Annotated in this window: 22 protein-coding genes; 10 read left to right on the top strand and 12 right to left on the bottom strand. The window is 67.7% G+C overall.

Annotation, left to right across the window (positions count from 1 at the left end; all coding sequences use genetic code 11):
• Positions 1-2 precede the first annotated feature (2 nt).
• Both SY91_RS13110 and guaA read left to right on the top strand, forming a co-directional pair.
• Positions 3-611 (top strand): hypothetical protein, encoded by a 609-nt coding sequence (locus SY91_RS13110; RefSeq protein ID WP_023478026.1) that lies wholly within the window; start codon positions 3-5, stop codon positions 609-611.
• Between the two features lie 107 nt (positions 612-718).
• Positions 719-2,338, top strand: coding sequence for a glutamine-hydrolyzing GMP synthase (guaA, locus tag SY91_RS13105; protein WP_023478025.1), 1,620 nt, complete (start codon positions 719-721; stop codon positions 2,336-2,338).
• 207 nt (positions 2,339-2,545) lie between these two features.
• Here the strand turns inward: guaA and SY91_RS13100 are convergent, their stop codons facing one another.
• A complete protein-coding gene (locus SY91_RS13100; protein ID WP_023478024.1) occupies positions 2,546-3,163 on the bottom strand; it encodes a PolC-type DNA polymerase III in 618 nt (205 codons plus the stop codon).
• A gap of 124 nt (positions 3,164-3,287) precedes the next feature.
• Between SY91_RS13100 and SY91_RS13095 the strand changes: the two genes are divergently transcribed.
• Entirely contained in the window at positions 3,288-3,911 is a 624-nt protein-coding gene (locus tag SY91_RS13095) for a 2'-5' RNA ligase family protein (protein WP_023478023.1), read from the top strand.
• Positions 3,912-3,992: 81 nt separating this feature from the next.
• Here SY91_RS13095 and SY91_RS13090 read toward each other — a convergent pair whose 3' ends face one another.
• The 11 genes from SY91_RS13090 to SY91_RS13040 form a co-directional block, all read right to left on the bottom strand.
• Positions 3,993-4,442, bottom strand: coding sequence for an acetyltransferase (locus SY91_RS13090; protein WP_006478524.1), 450 nt, complete (start codon positions 4,440-4,442; stop codon positions 3,993-3,995).
• A gap of 91 nt (positions 4,443-4,533) precedes the next feature.
• Positions 4,534-5,022: an NUDIX hydrolase gene (locus SY91_RS13085; RefSeq protein WP_006478525.1), complete on the bottom strand. Its 489-nt coding sequence runs from the start codon at positions 5,020-5,022 to the stop codon at positions 4,534-4,536.
• Positions 5,023-5,074: 52 nt separating this feature from the next.
• Complete coding sequence (locus SY91_RS13080) at positions 5,075-5,986, bottom strand: NAD(P)-dependent oxidoreductase (RefSeq protein ID WP_343206893.1); 912 nt, start codon at positions 5,984-5,986, stop codon at positions 5,075-5,077.
• Positions 5,987-6,065: 79 nt separating this feature from the next.
• Entirely contained in the window at positions 6,066-6,344 is a 279-nt protein-coding gene (locus SY91_RS13075) for a gamma-butyrobetaine hydroxylase-like domain-containing protein (RefSeq protein WP_023478022.1), read from the bottom strand.
• Entirely contained in the window at positions 6,341-7,345 is a 1,005-nt protein-coding gene (locus SY91_RS13070; RefSeq protein ID WP_034174530.1) for a HEAT repeat domain-containing protein, read from the bottom strand. Before SY91_RS13070 ends, SY91_RS13075 begins: the two co-directional genes overlap by 4 nt.
• A gap of 39 nt (positions 7,346-7,384) precedes the next feature.
• Positions 7,385-8,173 carry an ABC transporter ATP-binding protein gene (locus tag SY91_RS13065; protein WP_034174700.1) on the bottom strand — a complete coding sequence of 263 codons (789 nt, stop codon included), beginning with the start codon at positions 8,171-8,173 and terminating at the stop codon, positions 7,385-7,387.
• Positions 8,170-9,045 (bottom strand): ABC transporter permease, encoded by an 876-nt coding sequence (locus tag SY91_RS13060; RefSeq protein WP_006478530.1) that lies wholly within the window; start codon positions 9,043-9,045, stop codon positions 8,170-8,172. Before SY91_RS13060 ends, SY91_RS13065 begins: the two co-directional genes overlap by 4 nt.
• Before the next feature lie 46 nt (positions 9,046-9,091).
• A complete protein-coding gene (locus SY91_RS13055; protein ID WP_124478263.1) occupies positions 9,092-10,516 on the bottom strand; it encodes an ABC transporter substrate-binding protein in 1,425 nt (474 codons plus the stop codon).
• Positions 10,517-10,637: 121 nt separating this feature from the next.
• Positions 10,638-10,883: a ferredoxin family protein gene (locus SY91_RS13050; protein WP_006478532.1), complete on the bottom strand. Its 246-nt coding sequence runs from the start codon at positions 10,881-10,883 to the stop codon at positions 10,638-10,640.
• An 11-nt stretch (positions 10,884-10,894) separates the two neighbouring features.
• Positions 10,895-12,634: a fumarate reductase/succinate dehydrogenase flavoprotein subunit gene (locus SY91_RS13045; RefSeq protein ID WP_124478262.1), complete on the bottom strand. Its 1,740-nt coding sequence runs from the start codon at positions 12,632-12,634 to the stop codon at positions 10,895-10,897.
• A complete protein-coding gene (locus tag SY91_RS13040; protein ID WP_124478261.1) occupies positions 12,631-13,401 on the bottom strand; it encodes a GntR family transcriptional regulator in 771 nt (256 codons plus the stop codon). The genes SY91_RS13045 and SY91_RS13040 overlap by 4 nt, the downstream gene beginning before the upstream one ends.
• Before the next feature lie 306 nt (positions 13,402-13,707).
• Between SY91_RS13040 and SY91_RS13035 the strand changes: the two genes are divergently transcribed.
• The 7 genes from SY91_RS13035 (at position 13,708) to SY91_RS13005 (ending at position 20,708) form a co-directional block, all read left to right on the top strand.
• A complete protein-coding gene (locus tag SY91_RS13035) occupies positions 13,708-14,931 on the top strand; it encodes an MFS transporter (protein ID WP_124478272.1) in 1,224 nt (407 codons plus the stop codon).
• Between the two features lie 279 nt (positions 14,932-15,210).
• Positions 15,211-15,612 (top strand): DnaJ family domain-containing protein, encoded by a 402-nt coding sequence (locus tag SY91_RS13030; protein ID WP_006478536.1) that lies wholly within the window; start codon positions 15,211-15,213, stop codon positions 15,610-15,612.
• Positions 15,609-16,205 (top strand): tRNA adenosine(34) deaminase TadA, encoded by a 597-nt coding sequence (gene tadA / locus SY91_RS13025; RefSeq protein WP_034174531.1) that lies wholly within the window; start codon positions 15,609-15,611, stop codon positions 16,203-16,205. Before SY91_RS13030 ends, tadA begins: the two co-directional genes overlap by 4 nt.
• Before the next feature lie 103 nt (positions 16,206-16,308).
• Positions 16,309-17,247 carry a muramoyltetrapeptide carboxypeptidase gene (gene ldcA / locus SY91_RS13020; protein ID WP_185920949.1) on the top strand — a complete coding sequence of 313 codons (939 nt, stop codon included), beginning with the start codon at positions 16,309-16,311 and terminating at the stop codon, positions 17,245-17,247.
• 320 nt (positions 17,248-17,567) lie between these two features.
• Positions 17,568-18,272, top strand: a complete 705-nt coding sequence (locus SY91_RS13015; protein ID WP_012328729.1) for a GntR family transcriptional regulator — start codon at positions 17,568-17,570, stop codon at positions 18,270-18,272.
• 149 nt (positions 18,273-18,421) lie between these two features.
• Entirely contained in the window at positions 18,422-19,906 is a 1,485-nt protein-coding gene (locus SY91_RS13010) for an NCS1 family nucleobase:cation symporter-1 (RefSeq protein WP_006478540.1), read from the top strand.
• Between the two features lie 10 nt (positions 19,907-19,916).
• Entirely contained in the window at positions 19,917-20,708 is a 792-nt protein-coding gene (locus tag SY91_RS13005; RefSeq protein ID WP_185920948.1) for an aspartate/glutamate racemase family protein, read from the top strand.
• Position 20,709 lies beyond the last annotated feature (1 nt).

The raw sequence follows: 20,709 nt of genomic DNA, 5'->3' as shown, positions 1-20,709 counted from the left end.
CGATGAAACCGCTGCTGCGAGCCGTGCTGATCGTCGATGCCGTGCTGCTGCTGGCGTTCGGCGTGCTGTTCGTGCTGACGCCCTGGCAGGCGCTGTTCGACGCGCTGCAACTGGCGAACATCCAGCCGGCGATGCTCGGTCAGGCGTTCGGCATCGCGCTGCTCGGGCTCGCGTGGCTCGCGTTTCATGCGGCGTTCAACGGCGACCTCACGGCGCCCGTCGCACGGGCGGTCGGCCATGTGAACTGGCTGACCGGCGTGCTGACGGTCGTGTGGTCGATCGGCACCGGCAGCGGTCCCGCGCTGGCGGCCGCCGGCCGGGTGCTGTCGGCGGTGGCCGGGGTCGCGCTGATCGTGCTCGGTCTCGGCGGCGTGCGGCTCGCATCGGCCGTGCGTCGGCGCGAAAGGGCCGACAGGGCGCAGGCGCTCGAGGGCCGGGACGCGAGGCGTCCGGTCGAACCGGCGCCGGCCTCCACGCAGCCGCCGCGGGTCGAGCCGGTCGTCAGCCGCCCGGTGGCGCCTTTGGCGCCGGGCGCCGCTAGTCCATCGGCCGCATCCGATCGCGCGTCAGGCAGCGTCGCATTCGACGCGCGCCCGCCGTCGCAGGATTGACCGGCGATGCGTCGCGCGAGCCGCCTGCCGCCCGACGCCGCTGTCCATGCTTTTGACGCAGCGCTTCGTGCGCTGCTTTTCTTATTCTCTTCATCCCGTCCGCAGCCATGCACGACAAAATCCTGATTCTCGACTTCGGTTCGCAAGTCACCCAACTGATTGCACGGCGCGTGCGTGAAGCGCACGTCTACTGCGAAATCCATCCGAACGATGTGTCCGACGACTTCGTCCGCGAGTTCGCGCCGAAGGCGGTGATCCTGTCGGGCAGCCACGCGAGCACGTACGAAGACCACCAACTGCGCGCGCCGCAGGCCGTGTGGGATATCGGCGTGCCGGTGCTCGGCATCTGCTACGGCATGCAGACGATGGCCGTGCAACTCGGCGGCAAGGTCGAGTGGAGCGACCATCGCGAATTCGGCTACGCGGAAATGCGTGCGCACGGCCATACGCGCCTGCTCGACGGCATCGAGGATTTCACGACGGCCGAAGGCCACGGGATGCTGAAGGTCTGGATGAGCCACGGCGACAAGGTGGCCGAGTTGCCGCCGGGCTTCGCGTTGATGGCGTCGACGCCGAGCTGCCCGATCGCCGGCATGGCCGACGAGGCGCGCGGCTACTACGCGGTGCAGTTCCACCCGGAAGTCACGCACACGGTGAAGGGCCGCCAGATCATCGAGCGCTTCGTGCTGCAGATCGCCGGTGCGAAGCCCGACTGGATCATGAAGAACCACATCGAGGAAGCCGTCGCGAAGATCCGCGAGCAGGTCGGTGACGAGGAAGTGATTCTCGGCCTGTCGGGCGGCGTCGATTCGAGCGTTGCGGCCGCGCTGATCCATCGCGCGATCGGCGATCAGCTGACCTGCGTGTTCGTCGACCACGGCTTGCTGCGCCTGAACGAAGGCAAGATGGTGCTCGACATGTTCGAGGGCCGCCTGCATGCGAAGGTCGTGCACGTGGATGCGTCCGACCAGTTCCTCGGCCATCTGGCCGGCGTGACCGATCCGGAAGCGAAGCGCAAGATCATCGGCCGCGAGTTCGTCGAGGTGTTCCAGGCCGAGGCGAAGAAGCTGTCGAAGGCGAAGTGGCTCGCGCAGGGCACGATCTACCCGGACGTGGTCGAATCGGGCGGCACGAAGACGAAGAAGGCGACGACGATCAAGAGCCACCACAACGTCGGTGGCCTGCCGGAAACGCTCGGCCTGAAGCTGCTCGAGCCGCTGCGCGACCTGTTCAAGGACGAAGTGCGCGAGCTGGGTGTCGCGCTCGGTCTGCCGCCGGAGATGGTGTACCGCCATCCGTTCCCGGGCCCGGGCCTCGGCGTGCGGATTCTCGGCGAAGTGAAGCGCGAATACGCGGAGCTGCTGCGCCGCGCGGACGCGATCTTCATCGAGGAACTGCGCAACACGACCGCGACCGCGCAGGATGCGGCTGCCGGCCTGTGCGGCGAGGCCGATGTCGGCAAGAGCTGGTACGACCTGACGAGCCAGGCGTTCGCGGTGTTTCTGCCGGTCAAGTCGGTCGGCGTGATGGGCGATGGGCGGACATACGACTACGTGACGTCGCTGCGCGCGGTGCAGACGACCGACTTCATGACCGCGCATTGGGCGCATCTGCCGTATGCGCTGCTCGGTCGCGCGTCGAATCGCATCATCAACGAAGTGCGCGGGATCAATCGGGTCGTGTACGACATCTCGGGGAAGCCGCCGGCGACGATCGAGTGGGAGTGAGTATGCCGGCTGAATCGGCGTTCGATTCCGCTCGTGTCGTCGCGCATCGGTCGATGTCGCGATAGTTCGCAAGCGGATTGCCGGTTCGGTGGCGTGCTGCCCCGGCTCACGCGGGACAAGAAGCGGCCTGGCAATTGCCAGGCCGTTTTGCGTTAACGCGTGCGGTTGGTCAGGCAGCGCCGTATTGTCGTCCCTGGACGGGATGCGTCACGCATGCCCCCGCCCGAGCGACCGCAAATACATCGGCACTTTCGCCTTGGTCGTCACCTGAACCCGCGACATCAACGCGTGATCGATCCGGTCCAGCCCGTAAGTCCGCGAAATATCCTGCTGCAACCGGCACCACAGATGGCCGGCCATCTCCGCATCGACCATCGCGCGGTGCGCACGGCCCGTTTGCGGCAGCCGCAGCATCTCGGCCAGGCTCGACAGGCGGTGACTCCGGGCGTCCGGGTAGATCCGTCTCGCCACCAGCATCGTGCACGCAAACGCATGGTCGGCCGACATGCCGAGCATCCCGAGTTCCGACTGCCAGAAGCGTTTGTCGAAACCGGCGTTGTGGGCGACGACCGCATGTTTGCCGACGAACGCCGCCGCTTCCTTCATGACTTCGGACGCCGGCGGCGCCGTCGCGATCATGTCGTTCGTGATGCCGGTGAGCGCAACGACATCGGACGGGATGCGTCGGCCGGCATTCATCAAGCTCTGGAAACGGTCGACGACCTGCCCGTCGCGCAGCAGGATGACGGCAATTTCGGTTGCACGGTCGCCCAGATTCGGCGACAGGCCGGTTGTTTCGAAGTCCAGTACCGCGACGGTTTGCATGGTTGAATTCGGGGGCGTCATCAGAGGGTGTCGAGTTTGGCCGAGAGGGTAGCATCTTCAGGCGTGTGAACGGCGGATTCGTCTAGCGGTGAGCGGCGAGCGAGCAGGCTACCGATTGACGATAATGAAATTTCGCTCCACGCCAGTCGGACATGCTGCCGTGACTCAACTGACGCTACCCGGATTCGATGCGCCGCCGCCGGTTCCCGTGCACCGCTTCTTTTTCGCCGTGATGCCGGATACGGCCACGGCCGCGCGCATTGCCGGAATCGCCAAAAGCTTGCAGCAGCAGAAGGACAGTCCGGTGGGCACCGAGCGTCTGCACATCACGCTGGGCTCGCTAGGCGACTTCGCTTACGTGCCGGGCGCTACGCTTGCACGGGCCCGCGCGGTCGCGGATCGCATGGAAGTGCCGTCTTTCTCCGTGAGGTTCGACAAGATCATCAGCTTCAACAGGCGGTCCGGTCGTCAGCCGCTGGTGCTGACGGGGAAGGCCGGTCTGGAAGACTTGATCGATTTTCGGCGGCAGTTGCGAGACGCGTTGAAAAGGGTAAGCGTGCCTGTTTTCCCCTCGAGTTTCACCCCGCACGTGACGCTGCTGTATGGCGCACAGAGGCCCGATGGGTATCGGATCGAGCCGATTACCTGGACCGTGTTCGACTTCGTCCTGATCGATAGCTGGCTCGGCAAGTCGCACTACGACGTGTTGGGGCGCTGGCCGTTGACGACCGGCAACTCGTCGGGATGATCGCGATGCCGTGAGGGCGGTGCCGTTTCAGCGCATCCGGACCGGGCCGGTACAGCGTCCCGTTCTCGTCGGGGCGCCGGCTCAGTCCCGATCGCCACCGCGATAACGAAGGTGAATCAGCGGATAAGGCCGACCTTGTCCATCCAGTGCCGATCTCCCGCAGCGCTCGAATCCGAGCCGTTCATAAAATCCCGCAGCCGCCTCGTTCTGTTCGTTGACGTCGGTCGACAAGTTGGGATGGCGCTTGAGCGCTTCCTCGACCAGCCGCCGCCCGACACCCGCACCATGGTGGGCGGGATCGACGAACAGCGCTTCCATGTGGCCGCCGTCGAGCAGCATGAAGCCGATCGGACGATCGGTCTCGTCGACGGCTAGATCGAGCGGCGCGCCCGGCAGAAATGCGACGACTTCGGATTCGATCGCGCGACGGTCGTCGTCGCTCAGGAAGTGATGCGTGGCATCGACGGCGTTGCGCCAGATGTCCAGCACGTATGTGCCGTCGGCCTCGGTGGATTGTCGGATTCTGATCATGGTTTGACGGGTGGTGATCCCGCGCTCGGCGGGTAGCGGGCGTCGTGACGGAGCGAACGCGTCGCGGTGATGCGCAAGCGACAGCGGTGTGTCAGCCGGATGGCGATCGCGCGTTGCCTGGCACCGCCGCTCGCTCGATCGCTCGCCGCGCGACGTCGCGCACGCCGGCGCTCATCGGCAAATCGTCGCGGTCGAGTTCGTCGATGTCGAACCAGCGCGCGTCGAGCGCATCGTCGCCGGCGGCCGGCGTGCCGCGCAGCCATCTGCACAGCACGGCGACCATGACGAAATGCTGGCGCACGGCGCCGTGCGCATCGTAATCGAACGCGTCCAGCGCGGTAAAGGCGTCGAGCGCTTCCACGTCGACCGTCGTTTCTTCCGCGATTTCGCGCACGACCGCATCCGCGAGCGGCTCGCCCGGCTCGATCTTGCCGCCGGGGAAGCCCCAGCAGCCTGCATCGGGTGGATTCGCGCGGCGCACGAGCAGCACGTCGCGTTCGCGCAGCACGATGCCGATCACGGCGGGAACGGGGCGCAAGGGTGTAGCGTTGCCGGTTGCGGACATGCCGGTTGCGGACATGGTCGCGCCTACCTGTCGGTTCGAACGAACGCGGGTACTACGTGCACGCGGCTCATCGCGCGTCCCCGGTACGCCGTTCGATCGCGCGGATCACAGCGACCATGTCGTCCTCGCCATGTCCGGCCTGCTCGGTTTCGCCGTAAAGCGCATGGCAGATGTCGAGCAGCGGCGACGCGATGCCGATGCTGCGTGCCGATTCGGCGACGAGGCGCGCATTCTTCAGCACGTCGGTGATCGCGGCCTGCACCGAGAAATCTTCCGCGACGAGCTTGCCGAGCTTCACGCGCGACACGTCGCTGGCCATCGGGCCGGCATTCAGCACGTCGGCGAAGCGTGCAAGGTCGATACCGTGGCGTTGCGCGAAGTGCGTGGCTTCGGTGAGACCGGTGACCATCGTGATCAGGAACAGGTTGACGGCGAGCTTCATCGTCAGCGCCGACGGCACGTCGCCGCATACGAAGCTGTCGCGGCACAGCGGCTTCACCAGCGCGCGTACGGCGTCGACGTCCTCCGGCGCGCCGGCCAGCATCACGACGAGTTGACCGGCTTCGGCCGGCTTGCGCGAGCCCGACACGGGCGCCTCGACGTAGCGGCCCGATGCGGCGGCGATTTCGTCGGCGAGTGCGCGAGAGTATTCGGGCGCATTCGTGCCCATGTTGACGATCGTGTGTCCGCCGACCCGGGCGGCAAAACCGGGCGTGCCGCGCGCGAGGACGGCATCGATTGCCGCGTCGTTCGCGAGCATCAGGATCACGGTGCGGCAGGACGCGAACACGTCGTCGACGTTTTCGGCCACGCGTGCGCCGGCGTCGCGCAGCGCGTCGTCGCTGCCGTGCGAACGGCTCCACGCGACGAGCGGCGTGCCGGCCCGCGCGAGATTGAGCGCCATCGGCGTGCCCATCACGCCGAGACCGATGAATCCGACTGCGGTTTGCATGGTGCGGCTCCCACGGTAGGTGGCGATGATCGTGGGCGTCAGTATCGCAGCGTTTTCGCACGTCTGCCATCCGGCCCGCGCGAGCGCGAAAGCCGCGTCATCATCGCTACGCGAGGTCCGCCAGGTACGGCCACGGATAAATGCCGCGTGCGTGGCCGTCGCCGAACAGAAGGCGCACGCCGTAGCCGAGCGCCTCGACGCCGTCGAGCGTCAGGCCGGGCCGCGCGTCGACCTGGCCGCCGTCGAGCCGGATCTTTCGGCATTCCGCGCACGGACAACTGCCGCGCAATTGCACATAGTCGATACGTTGCGTCGCGCCATCGGGCCAGCGCAGCGTCAGTGCACGTGCCGGGTGATCGAGTGCGATTTCGGTCGGCGCGATCATCGCGACGCCTCGTCGATCTGTCCGATCGCGATCCGCACGGCCTTGCGGACTTCGGGGTCGCGATCGTCGAGTGCGTCGTGCAGCGCGGGCAGCGTCGCCCGGTCGCGCAATTCGCCGAGCGCGAGCGCGGCTTCCTTGCGCAGATTGCTGATCGCATGCGAGAGCAGCGCGACGACGGCCGACGCCGCGGCCGCATCGCGCAATTGGCCCAGCGCGCGGACGGCACGCACGCGCACTTGCCAGTAATCGTCGTCGAGCGCGGCGACGAGCGGGTCGCGCGCAACGGTGATGCGCAGCTTGCCGAGCGTGCTGGCGGCTTCCTCGCGCACCTGCCACTCGGCGTCACGCAGCGCCGCGAGCAACGCGGTGACGACGGCGGTGTCGCCCGCCGCCGCAAACCCGATCGCGCCGACCGCGGCGCGCCGCACGTCCGCGTCGGCGTCCGCGGTCGCGACGCGGGCGAGCGGCGGCAGCGCGCGGCCGTCCTTGAGCCAGCCGAGCACGACGACCGCCTCGGCGCGGACGGCAGCGGCGCTCGCGTCGAGCGCGCGCAGCGCGGGCGCGAACGCGTCGGGGTCGCGCAACTCGCGCAAGCCGCGCAGCACGGCGCCGCGCACGAACGGCTCCGGCCGATCGGCCCAGCGGCACAGCACGGCGCCCGATGCCGTGTCCTTCAGTTCGGACAGGCTTTGCGCGGCGGTGGCGCGCACGCCGTCGTCCGGATCGAGCAGCGCGTGGCACAGCGCGTCGACGACCTCGGGCTGCTCCCATGCGTCGAGCACGCGCGCGGCCTCGCTGCGCACGTCGGCCGACGGGTCGTCGCGCAGCGCCGCGATGAACGACGGCACGAGTTCGGGCGCTTCGAGATCGGCGAGTTCGAGCAGCGCGATGCGGCGCACCGATGCGTCGGCCGCGGCGAGGCGCGCGACGAGCGCGGCATGATCGGCGTGATCGGCGGCCGGCACGCCGGGCAGCGGGAAAGCGGAGGAAGAAGCGGTCATGGGAAAGAGTCGGTGCGGTGAATGGGCGGGCACGTGCGTTCAGGCGGCGTCGCGCAACAGCGCGAGGCAGCGGCGTTTGATGTCGACGAACGCGGGCTCGGTCGTGCTGTCGTCGGTGCGCGGCCGCGCGAGCGGCACGCGGATATCGGCGACGATGCGCGCGGGCCGCGGCGACAGCATCAGGATGCGGTCGCCGAGAAACAGCGCTTCCTCGATGTCGTGCGTGACGAACAGCACGGTCGTGCCGATGCGCGACCAGATGTCGAGCAGCAGCGTCTGCATCATCCGGCGCGTCTGCGCGTCGAGCGCGCCGAACGGCTCGTCCATCAGCAGCACGCGCGGCCGGTTGATCAGCACGCGGGCGATCTCGACGCGCTGCTGCATGCCGCCGGAAAGCTGCGCGGGATAGTGCGCGCCGAAGCCGCCGAGCCCGACGAGTTCGAGCAGTTCGGCCGCTTCGCGGCGGCGCTCCCGCGCGGGCACGCCTTTCATCTTCAGGCCGAACGCGACGTTGTCGATCACGCGCTTCCACGGAAACAGCGTGTGCTGCTGGAACACGAGCCCGCGATCGGGATGCGGGCGGTCGACGCGTTCGCCGTCGACCATGATCTCGCCATGCGTGGCCGCGACGTGGCCGGCGAGCGCGCCGAGCAGCGTCGATTTCCCGCAGCCGGACGGCCCGAGCACGCAGACGAATTCGCCGGGTGAGATGTCGACGTCGAGCGTATCGAGCGCCGCGAAGCGCGCATGCGGCGGGCCGAGTTCGATCGTCAGCGCGCGCACGCCGATACGGCCGGGCGCGGGCGACGCAATGTCCGGCGTACTCATGATCGGCCTCCACGCGGTGCGTACCACGGCGTGAGCGCCGCGCCGATACGCTTGACGAGCAGGCTGCTGCCCATCCCGAGCAGGCCGATTAGCGCCATGCCGACCACGATGTCCGGGTAGTTCTGCAACGTATAGGATTCCCACGTGAAATAGCCGATCCCGTACTGGCCCGCGATCATCTCGGCCGTGACGAGGCAGAACCACGCGGTGCCCATTCCGATCGACAGGCCCGTGAAGATCGATGGCGCGGCGCCGGGCAGGATCACTTCCGCATAGAGCGCGAGGCCGCGCGTGCCGAGGCTGCGCGCGGTCGCGACGAGTCGCGGGTCGACGGCTTCGGCGCCATGCACGGTATTGAGCAGGATCGGGAACAGCGCGCCGACGAACGTGATGAACATCATGCTCAGCTCGGACGACGGGAACATCAGGATCGCGAGCGGAATCCACGCGACGGCCGGAATCGGCCGCAGCATCTCGAGCGGCGGCAGCAGCGTGTCCTCGAGCGCGCGATAGCGGCCGATCGCGAGCCCGAGGCCGATGCCGGCGACCGCCGCCGCGACGAAGCCGGCCAGCACGCGCGTGATGCTCGCGAACAGGTGCATCGGCAGCTTCGGCGATTGCAGGAACGCTGCCAGCGCGGGGCCGACGTCGGCCGGCGCGGGCACGTTCGCGAACGTGACGATGCCGAGCGACAGCCGCCAGTGAACAGCGGCCTGCCACAGCGCGATGCAGGCGGCGAGCGACGCGATGCGCCATGCGCGGCGGCGCATCGGGGTCGAGCGGCGGCGCGCGGCGGAATGCGGCGAGCGGGTGTCACCGCTGCGCGGTGCGTCGGCGAGACGGCGTTTGACGAGGTCGAGGGTGGCAGCCATGCGGAAGTCCGGTGTCGACGAATGGAAGGGGAAAGGCGCGCGACGTTCAGCGGGCGGCGAGCGCCTGCGCGGTGACGGTCTTCGCGGCCGCGTAGTCGACCACCGCGCCCGATACCTGCTGCGCGTACGCGTCGGCGCCCGACTTCAACAGGAACGCGGTGAGCACGCCGTGTGCGTCCTTCACGTACCACGCCTGGTCGGCGAACAGCTTCAGGCCGCTCGCATGGTCGTGCACGAACACCGCCCGCACCTTCGCGGACGGGCCGAGTTTGCCGAGCGCCACGAACGCGGCGGTGGGGCTCGCGTAGTTGCGTACCGGTTCGTCGCTGGTGAGCCACACTTGCGCGACGTCGTTGAAATCGCGGATCGGCTTGCCGGTCGTCGCATCGTTCGCGACGAGCGGCTGCTTGCCGTAGTGTTTCAACGCCGCGTCGTAATCGAGCCCGGACGCCTTGAACGCCGCGCGGATATAGCGGTCGTCGACGAACGTCGCGGGATCGGGCGCGGAGTCGGTCTTCTTCAGCAGCTTCAGCGTATCGATCGCCGTCGCGACCGCTTGCCGGTATTCGGGCTTCCACGTCAGGTCGCGGGTCTGGATGCCGAGCGGCCCGTGATACAGGTAGTCGACCGGCGCCTCGATGCCGGTGACCTTCTCGATCAGCAGGCTGTACTTTTCCGGGTTCTGCGCGAGCAGGCGGTTCGCTTCGATCGCGGCACGCAGATAGGCCACGACGATTTCCGGATAGCGCTGCGCGTAGTCCGCATCGACGAGCGCGCCGTGGAAGGTCGGCGCGTGGGTCTGCGCGCCGTCGTAGATCTTGCGCGCGATGCCGCGGTACGGGAACAGGTCGGCGAACGGCACGAAATCCGCATGCGCGTCGATCTTGTTCGCCTTCAGCGCGCTGCCGGCCACTTCGGGCGCCTGCGTGACGATGTTCACGTCGGTGTCGGGGTTCCAGCCCTGGGCCTTGATCGCGCGCAGCAGCATGCCGTGCGCGGTCGATGCGAACGGCACCGAGATCGTCTTGCCCTTGAGGTCGGCCAGCCCGCGCACCGTCGAATTCGACGGGACGACGATCCCGTTGCCGCTGCCGTCGATGCTGCCGTCGAGCACGGTGATGAACACGCTCTTGCGGCCGGCCTTGCGGAACGCCGCGCCGTTCAAGGCACCGGGGAAATCGGCCATCGCGCCGAAGTCGAGCTTGCCGGCGACCATCTCGTTGGTGAGCGGCGCGCCGGACGTGAAATCCTTCCACTGCACGTCGTATTTCACGTCCTGGTACTTGCCGGTGCGCGGCAGGTACTTGTCGAGCAGATGCAGTTCACGGATCAGCAGGCCGCCGGTCGCGCAGTTGATCGTCGTGTCCTGTGTGCCGATCGCGACGCGGATCGTCTCCGCATGCGCGAAACCGGTGGCCGCGACCGCGAGCGACGCGGTGAGCAGGCGAAACATCCGTAGCGTTGTTTTCATCAGTTGCTCCGAGAAACCCGGCCCTTCAGGACGGGGAGGAAAGGAGCGCCGCTGTTTGACAGCGGCATTCCACCGTTAAAATGGCCGGCACGATCCTTGGTGGGCGCCGCGCCGCGCCGCGTCAGCGCAGCAGGTAAGGAATGTCGACCTTGACCGCGCCGGTCGGGCAGTCGCGTTCGCACGGCATGCAGTACCAGCATTCGTCGAACTGCATGTAGGCCTTGCCCTTGGTGACGTCGATCGCGAGCAGGTCGAGCGGGCACACGTCGACGCACACGGTGCAGCCCTTGTCGGCGATGCACAGCGACTCGTCGATCGTCACGGGCGCGCTGCTGCGCTGGAAGATGTCGTGCGGGGTATGGGACATGGCAAGGTTCCTCAAAGGGCGGCCGCGAGCGCGGCCGGTTCGCGGATGCGCAACTGCGCGTAGGCGCCGCGTTCGTCGTCGGCGAGCGGCACGACGTACGGTTCGACCGGCCGCTTCTCGCTGCGCATCGCGCCTGCGGTATCCTTGCGCAACCACGTGTGGCAGAACCATTCCGCGTCGTTGCGGTGCGGAAAATCGACGCGATGGTGGTACAGCCCCCAGCGGCTTTCGGTGCGGAACAGCGACGCGCGCGCGGCCATTTCGGCGCAATCGCGGATCGCGCGCACTTCGGCCGCACGCATCAGTTCGTGCGGATTGTCGGCCTTGATTTCTTCGATATCCTCAATAATTCCGTCAAAACGTTGCAGCCCGATCTCCATCTTGCGCGTCACCTTCGGCGGTTGCAGGTAGTCGTTCACCATCCGGCGCAGCTTGTACTCGACCTGCGCCGGCGCCAGCCCGCGTTCGCGCAGCAGCGGTGCGAGCACGCGGGTGCGCTCGGCGTCGATCTGTTGGTCGTCCACCGGCGCGTGGTCGCGGCCGGCCACGTAGTCGGCTGCGTTTTGCCCGGCGAACCAGCCGTACGTGAATGCCCCGAGCATGTAGTTGTGCGGGACGGCCGCCATGTCGCCGGCCGCGTAAAGCCCCGGCACGGTCGTCTCGGCACGTGCGTTCACGTACACGCCCGACGCGCTGTGGCCGCTGCAGAAGCCGATCTCGGAGATGTGCATCTCGACCATCTGGCTGCGGTAGTCGGTGCCGCGCCCCGCATGGAAGCGGCCGCGGCTGGGCCGTTCGTTGGTATGCAGGATCTGCTCGATGGTCCGGATCGTTTCTTCCGCGAGATGGTCGAGCTTCAGGAACACGGGGCCGTTGCCGCTCTGCAGTTCCTGGTAGAACTCCCACATCATCTGGCCGCTCCAGTAGTCGCATTCGATGAAGCGTTCACCCTTGCCGTTCGCGGTGAAGCCGCCGAGCGGCCCCGTCACGTACGCGCACGCCGGGCCGTTGTAATCCTTGATCAGCGGATTGATCTGGAAGCATTCGAGGTTCGCGAGCGCGGCACCCGCGTGATAGGCCATCGCGTAGCCGTCACCCGCGTTGGTCGGGTTCTCGTACGTGCCCATCAGGTAGCCCGATGCCGGCAGCCCGAGACGGCCGGCCGCGCCGCAGCAGAGGATCACGGCCTTCGCGCGGATCACGTGGAAGTCGGCGGTGCGGCAATCGAAACCGAGCACGCCGCTCGCGCGCCCCTGCGCGTCGGTCAGCACGCGCGTCGCGACGATCCGGTTCGTGATCGCGATGCGTGCGCGCTTCAGTTGCCGGTACAGCACTTTCTTGATGTCGTGGCCCTCCGGCATCGGCAGCACGTACGAGCCCATGTGATGGACCTTCTTCACCGCGTAGTCGCCGGTGCCGTCCTTCTCGAACTTCACGCCCCAGCGGTCGAGCTGCTCGATCGTCGTGAAGCTGTGCGTCGCATACGCGTACACGGCTTCCTGGTCGACGATCCCGTCGTTGGCGATCGTGATCTCGCGCGTGTATTGCTCGGGCGTCGCATGACCGGGGATCACCGCGTTGTTCAGGCCGTCCATCCCCATCGAGATCGCGCCGCTGCGTTTCACGTTGGCCTTCTCGAGCAGCAGCACGCGCAGCGACGGATCGCGCTCCTTCGCCTTGATGGCGGCCATCGGGCCGGCCGTGCCGCCGCCGACCACGACGACGTCGTATTCGTGCACATGGGTATTCATCGCGGGCTCCTTGCAGGTTTGCGCGCCTTTTGCCGGTCGACGCGCAACCGGTACTGGAAGGCGTCGCCGCGGAAGTAGAGGTATTCGTAGTCGATCGGCGCACCCGACGCGTCGTGCGTGAGGCGCTCGATGCGCAGCACGGGGCTGCTTTCCTCGACGTGCAGCGCGTCGACGATTTCGTCGTCCGCGAGGATCGCGTCGATCGACACGTCGGCATGGCCGAGCGGGATGCCGCAGTCGTTCTCGAGGATCAGGAAGATGTCGCGGGTCGCGAGATCGGCGCCCGCGAGGCGCTTGCCGAGCGCTTCGGGCACCCAGGTCTGTTCGAGCGACACGGGTTCGCGGTTCAGCAGCCGCACGCGATGGATCTCGACGAGCGGCGCGCCTTCCTGCACGTTCAGCTTCGTCGCGAGATGGCGATCGGCCTTCACGGTGCGCAGGCTGCGCAACTGGTTGACGATCTCGTAGCCCATCGACGACATCGCCTCGGCAAAACCCTGCAGCGACGTCACGTTCTGGAACGCCTTCGGCTTCGACACGAACGTGCCCTTGCCGTGCAGCTTGAACAGCAGGCCTTCCTTCTGCAGGTCGCCGAGCGCCTGGCGCACCGTGATGCGGCTGACGTCGAACATCGCGCAGAGCTCGTGCTCGGACGGCATCCGGCTGTGCGGCGCGTAGGTGCCGTCGAGAATGCGCGCGCGCAGCGTGTCCTTGATCTGCACGTAGAGCGGGGCCGCGGACAGCGGCACGACGTTGGGTGGGGTCATCGGTCAACTTGTTATGACAAGATGGGGCGAGTGTAGCCAGCGTCATTGCGCGCCCCAACCAACTATTTGTGATTTCGAATTTCCCGTTGCGGAAAAGCGGGAGCGGGGTGAGCGGATGATCCGACCCTTGCGAGCCGCGTGGAATCGCCGACAATAAAAATCCGCGGCCCATACGCCGCGCATGTCGATTTCCCGCTGCGTCGCCCGTCGTATCGATATCGACCGGGCGGGGCGCCGCGCCATGCGCTCATCACCCGGTTTTCCGCGAATGGTGCAACCAACGAGGAGGGCCACATGACACGCCACATGCCGGATTCCCGATACCGCTGGGTGATCGTCGCCGCGGGCGGCCTGATGGGCTGCGTCGCGATCGGCGCGATGTTCTCGTTGCCGGTGTTCCTGCGGTCCATCGCGCGCGATACGGGCTGGTCGATGACCGGCATTTCCGCGGCGATGACGCTCGGCTTCATCGCGATGGCGTTCGCCAGCATGGCGTGGGGCAGCCTGTCGGACCGCGTCGGCACGCGCCCGGTCGTCATCGCGGGCGCCGTGCTGTTGTCGGCGAGCCTGGCGCTGGCGAGCCGCGCGCCGTCGCTGCTCGTGTTCCAGTTGACCTTCGGCCTGGCCGTGGGCAGTGCGACGGCCGCGATATTCGCGCCGATGATGGCGTGCGTGACCGGCTGGTTCGACACGCACCGCAGCCTCGCGGTATCGCTCGTGTCGGCCGGCATGGGGATGGCGCCGATGACAATGGCGCCGCTGGCCGCCTGGCTCGTGTCGGTGCGCGACTGGCGCGCGTCGATGCTGCTGATCGCCGCGCTGGCGGCCGTCGTGATGATCCCGGTGTCGCTGCTGGTGCGCCGGGCGCCCGCGCTCGATCCTGCATCCGCCCACGCGGCGCCTGCGCCTGCGTCGGCCGGCGCGCCTGCCGCGATGTCGGTGGCGGATGCGCTGCGTTCGCCGCAGTTCATGGTGTTGGTGCTGACCAATTTCTTCTGCTGCGCGACCCATTCGGGCCCGATCTTCCATACGGTCAGCTACGCGGTGACCTGCGGGATTCCGCTGATCGTCGCGGTGTCGATCTACAGCGTCGAAGGGCTGGCGGGCATGGGCGGCCGGATCGCGTTCGGGGTCCTCGGCGATCGCCTCGGCGCGAAGCGCATGCTGGTGGCGGGGCTGCTCGCACAGGCGCTCGGCGCGCTCGGCTACTACTTCGTGCGCACGCTCGACGGCTTCTACGCGGTCGCGACGCTGTTCGGCTTCATCTATGCGGGCGTGATGCCGCTGTATTCGGTGCTCGCGCGCGAGAACTTTCCGCTGCGGATGATGGGCACCGTGATCGGCGGCTGCGCGATGGCCGGCAGCCTCGGGATGGCCGCGGGCCCGGTCGCCGGCGGGCTGATCGTCGATGCGTTCGGCAGCTACGGCTGGCTGTACCTCGGCTCGTTCGCGATCGGGCTCGGCGCGTTCCTGATCGCGACGATGTTCCGTCCGTTCGCGAAGGCGCGGCCGGAAACGGCGACAGCGTAAGCGGGCAACGGAAGCAGGGCGGCTGGCGTTTTCGCCGGGTCGGCAGGCGCCTGCTGGATCGTCGTGGATAAATAAATGGCCCGGACCTCGCCTCCGTCTGGAGGCGTCCAACCGGCGCTCAGCCTGCTGCGGCGCAGCAGAGCGGCAACTGACGGCGATCGGCGCGCATGCGCCGCGATTCGGCCCCTAAAAATACAATATCGAGCATGTATTCGAAGGGCCTGTCATACCGGCGTCACCCTGCTAGAATTCGGCCTGCCGCATTGTTCCGATTGACTGATGAGATTGCTTGACGCCCTGGTCGAACAACGTATTGCCGCCGCCGCCGCGCGGGGCGAGTTCGACGATTTGCCGGGTACCGGCGCGCCGCAGGCGCTGGATGACGACCTGCTCGTGCCCGAGGAGGTGCGGGTGGCCAACCGTATCCTGAAGAACGCGGGCTTCGTGCCGCCGGCCGTCGAGCAACTGCGCGCGCTGCGCAACCTGCACGACGAAGTGCAGGCGGTCAGCGACCGTGCCGCGCGCTGCCGGCTGCAGGCGAAGATCCTCGCGCTCGACATGGCGCTCGAATCGCTGCGCGGCGGCCCGATGGTGATGCCGCGCGACTACTGCCGGCGCATCGCGGAACGCCTGTGCGAGCGAGGGCTCGACGAAGCGTCCGCCGAAGCGGGGCCGATGTGACGTCCGACGCGCTGCACGACGCAGCCCGCTCGGCAGCCGCCGCGGCCACTGATCCCGCCGCCGATTCTCCCGTTCAAGAAACCGCGCCCGCATCGGCGCGCGACGTGCATTTCATGCGTCTTGCGCAAGCCGCCGCCGAAGAGGCGCGCGCGGCCGGCGAAGTGCCGGTCGGCGCGGTGCTCGTGCGTGGCGACGAAGTGATCGCCCGCGGCTTCAATCATCCGATCGGCGGGCACGACCCGTCCGCGCATGCCGAAATGGCCGCGCTGCGGATGGCCGCGCAGCATCTGCAGAATTACCGGATGCCGGGCTGCGAGCTGTACGTGACGCTCGAGCCGTGCCTGATGTGCGCTGGCGCGATCATGCACGCCCGCATCGCGCGGGTCGTCTATGGCGCGGCCGACCCGAAGACGGGCGCGTGCGGCAGCGTGATCGACGCATTCGCGAATCCGCAGCTGAACCACCACACCGAAGTGACCGGCGGCGTGCTCGCCGACGAGTGCGGCGCCGCGCTGAAGTCGTTCTTCGCCGAGCGCCGGCGCGCGCTGCGCGAGGCGCGGCTTGCCCGCGACGCCGAATCCGGCGCGTCATAGGCCACCTCTTGCCGCGCCCGGCGTCCCGGGCGTGCACGCTTTTCGTGAACCGGACCCGGTTCGGACCCTCTAAGCAGGTTTGACGACCCCGATACCTTTCGCCATGTCCTTCCAGCCCGCCGCGTCCTACACCATCCGCCTGCTGGCTCCGTCCGGCTATCCGCACGACCCCGACGCGATCAACCGCGCGCTCGAGCGCCTCAGCACCGCGCAGCAGCGCATCGAGAACATCGAGGCGACGCAGCGGCGCTTCCAGCGTTTCGGCGGCACCGACGGCGAACGGGCAGGCGACCTGAACCGCCTCGCCGATCCCGGGCGGCCGCTGCCGGACATCGCGCTCGCGGTGCGCGGCGGCTACGGCGCCGCGCGCATCCTGCACGGGCTCGACTATCGCGGGCTCGAACGCCGGCTGCGCGACCAGCCGATCGCGCTCGTCGGTCACAGCGATTTCACGGCGATCCAGCTGGCGCTGTACGCGAAGGCGCGCATCAAGACGTTCGGCGGTCCGATGCTGTCGGCGGATTTCGGCGCGGAAACGCCCAGCGACTTCACGATGCAGCATTTCTGGCAGACGCTGACGCAGCCCGGCACGACGATCGTCGCCGATGCACCGCAGGTGCAGACGGCGAACGTGACGGGCACGCTGTGGGGCGGCAACCTCGCGATCCTCACGTCGCTGGTCGGCACGCCGTACATGCCCGACATCGAGGGCGGCATCCTGTTCATCGAAGACGTCAACGAGCAGCCATTCCGGATCGAGCGGATGATCTATCAACTGCACCTGTCGGGGCTGCTTGCGCGGCAGCAGGCGCTCGTGCTCGGCCAGTTCACCGGCGCGCGGCCGTTCGAGTACGACAACGGCTACGACATGCAGGCGATGATCGAACAGGTGCGCGCGGTGGTCGGGATTCCGGTCGTCACCGGGCTCCAGTTCGGCCATGTGCCCGACCTGCTGACGCTGCCGTTCGGCGCACAGGCGCAGTTGGTCGCGAACGCGCACGGGTTCCGGCTCACGCTGTCGGACTATCCGCATCTCGGCTGATGCCGGCGCCGGCGCCGGCGCGATCGATCGAAAGGCGGGGCTCCCCGCCTTTTTCTTTATGTAAGTGCGCAACTAACGGTCCATATTTTTCGTCGATGTCGACACGATTTTCGCCCGGATGTGCACCATTTTTGTCAACAAAATGACCGGGAGGGTATACGTCCAGAAGTGCCTCCCTCTTGCCCGTCTGGCTTGCCGTGCATGGATTTCGTGCGCATTGCACCGAATGAGAACAGGCTGGTGCACGCCGATTGTGCGAGATGCCGCAAAAGAATTGTTGACAATCTTTATGTCCGCCCTAGGATGAGGACCATCACACGATGCAGATCATGAACGAGCCCGATTCCACTCCGTCCGGTGCAGCCGGCCCCGAAGCGATCGCCGAGCGGATTCGCACCGCGATCCTCGAGCATCGGCTCGCGCCGGGCGCGAAGCTGACGGAGGCGCAGCTCTGCGACGTGTTCGGCGTGAAGCGCGGGACGATCCGCCAGGCGCTCGCGCAGCTCGCGACCGACAAGCTGGTCGACCTCGAGCCGAACCGCGGCGCGTTCGTCGCGAGCCCGACGCTGCAGGACGTGCACGAGGTGTTCGAGATGCGCCGGATCATCGAGCTCGCTGTGGTCGAACGGCTCGCGACCGGCCCCGGCGCCAAGCGGCTGAAGGGCGTCGCCGCGCTGATCGACAAGGAGCGCAAGGCGTTCGAGCGGCACGACTTCGCGGCATGGATCCGGCTGTCGGGCGAATTCCACACGGCGCTCGCGACGCTGATGGGCAATGCGACGCTCAGCGAGTGCCTCGAAGGGCTCGTCGCACGCTCGACGCTGATGTCGGCGCTGTACGAATCGCACGGGCGCAGCCCGTGCTCGTGCGACGACCACGACGAGATCCTCGCCGCGCTGGAGGCGGGCGATCCGAAGCAGGCGGTGACGCTGATGGCGCGCCACCTGCAGCATGTCGAACTGAAGATGCTGGACCGGCCCGCGCAAGGGCAGGTCGATTTGCGCGAAGTGTTCGGCGGCGCCTGAGCGGCGACGCGAACCCGGCCGCGCGCCACACGACGAGCGCAATGCAGGCCTGCGGTGTTTGCCGCGGGCCGCTGGTCCGACTCCGGGCGATGATCCGGAGCGATATCGATGACGGTGGAGCGGCCTGGCGGCCGCGTCAAGGAGAAGTCATGGCTCAGTTCAGTGTGGCGCACGACAGCGCCTATCCGGCGGAAGAAGGCGGCGAGGGCGGCGGTCCGGCACTGCCGGATGGTTACAGCGAACGTCTGTACAACGAAGATTTGGCACCCCTTAAAAATCAGACATGGGGTTCGTACAACATCTTCGCGTTCTGGATGTCGGACGTGCACAGCGTCGGCGGCTACGTGTTCGCGGGCAGTCTGTTCGCGCTCGGGCTGACGAGCTGGCAAGTGCTGATCGCGCTGATCGTCGGTATCGGCCTCGTGAACGCGCTGTGCAACCTGATCGCGCGGCCGAGCCAGCAGATCGGCGTGCCGTACCCGGTCGCGTGCCGCGCGACCTTCGGCGTGCTCGGCGCGAACGTGCCGGCCGTGATCCGCGGGCTGATCGCGATCGCGTGGTACGGCATCCAGACTTATCTCGCGTCGAGCGCGCTCGTGATCGTCGTGCTGAAATTCTTCCCGCAATGGCTGCCGTATGCGGACGTCCATCGCTACGGCTTCCTCGGGCTGTCGGCGGTCGGCTGGGCCGGCTTCATGCTGCTGTGGGTGCTCCAGGCGTTCGTGTTCTGGAACGGCATGGAGACGATCAAGAAGTTCATCGACTTCGCGGGCCCGGCCGTCTATGTCGTGATGTTCATTCTGGCCGGTTACATGGTGTGGCGGGCGGGCTGGCGCAACATCGGCATCAACCTCGGCGGCGTCAAGTATCACGGCGCGGAAGTGATCCCGGTGATGATCACCGCGGTGTCGCTCGTCGTGTCGTACTTCTCCGGGCCGATGCTGAACTTCGGCGATTTCTCACGCTACTGCCGCTCGTTCGGCGACGTGAAGCGCGGCAATTTCTGGGGGCTGCCGGTCAACTTTCTCGCGTTCTCGCTCGTCACGGTGATCACCACCGCCGCGACGCTGCCGGTGTTCGGCGAACTGATCACCGACCCGGTCGCGACGGTCGGCCGCATCGACCATCCGACCGCGGTGATCCTCGGCGCGCTGACGTTCACGATCGCGACGATCGGCATCAACATCGTCGCGAACTTCGTGTCGCCCGCGTTCGATTTCTCGAACGTCGCGCCGCGCCTGATCAGCTGGCGCGCAGGCGGGATGCTCGCCGCCGTCGCGTCGATCTTCATCACGCCGTGGAACCTGTTCAACAACCCGGCCGTGATCCACTACACGCTCGACGTGCTCGGCGCGTTCATCGGCCCGCTGTACGGCGTGCTGATCGCCGACTTCTACCTCGTCAAGCGTGGCCGCCTCGTGCGCGACGACCTGTACACGATGTCGGAAAGCGGCGCCTATTGGTACACGGGCGGCGTGAACCGCCGCGCGCTCGCCGCGCTGCTGCCGGCCGCGGTGATCGCGGTGATCTGCGTGATGGTGCCGGGCTGGCAGGCCCTCGCGAATTTCTCGTGGTTCATCGGCGCGGGGCTCGGCTTCGTGTTCTACCGGCTGCTCGCGAGCGCGAAGGCGTAAGGAGCATGCGATGAAGATCCGACTGATCAATCCGAATACGACGCAGCGGATGACCGACGCGATGGGCCGCTGCGCGCGCGAGGTCGCGGCCGCCGGCACGGAGATCGTGGCCGTGAGCCCGCCGATGGGGCCGCCGTCGATCGAAGGGTATTACGACGAGGCGCTCGCGACGCCGGGGCTGCTCGCCGAGATCGCGCAGGGCGAGCGCGACGGCTGCGACGCGTACGTGATCGCGTGTTTCGGCGATCCGGGCCTGTATGCGGCGCGCGAGCTCGCGCGCGGGCCGGTGATCGGCATCGCCGAGGCCGCGATGCATGCGGCGAGCGTGCTCGCGCCGGGCTTCTCGGTCGTCACGACGCTCGCGCGTACCTGCGGGATGGCGTGGCACCTCGCGGAACGCTACGGGATGAAACGGTTCTGCCGCAACGTGCGCGCGACCGACGTCGCGGTGCTCGAACTCGACCGGCCCGGCTCGGCCGCGCGCCGGATCATCGTCGACGAATGCCGGCGCGCGCTCGATGAGGACGGCGCCGACGCGATCGTGCTCGGCTGCGCGGGGATGGCCGAATTCGCGCACGAGATCGAGCAGCAGATCGGCGCGCCGGTGGTCGAGGGCGTCACGGCGGCCGTCAAATGGGCCGAGGCGCTCGTCGCGCTGCGCCTCGCGACCGCGAAGCGCGGCGACTACGCGCGGCCGCTGCCGAAGCGCTACGGCGGCGCGTTCGCCCGCTTCAGCCCGCCGGACGGGGAGGCGGCGGAACCTCCGACGAATTTGCCGCAACCGCACATACACACCGTCTGAC

Origin of the sequence: Burkholderia cenocepacia (genome assembly GCF_014211915.1) — a bacterium.
In the GTDB taxonomy this organism is placed as follows: domain Bacteria; phylum Pseudomonadota; class Gammaproteobacteria; order Burkholderiales; family Burkholderiaceae; genus Burkholderia; species Burkholderia orbicola.
Note: the sequence above shows the minus strand (reverse complement) of the source record. Positions and strands in the feature narration are given on the sequence as shown.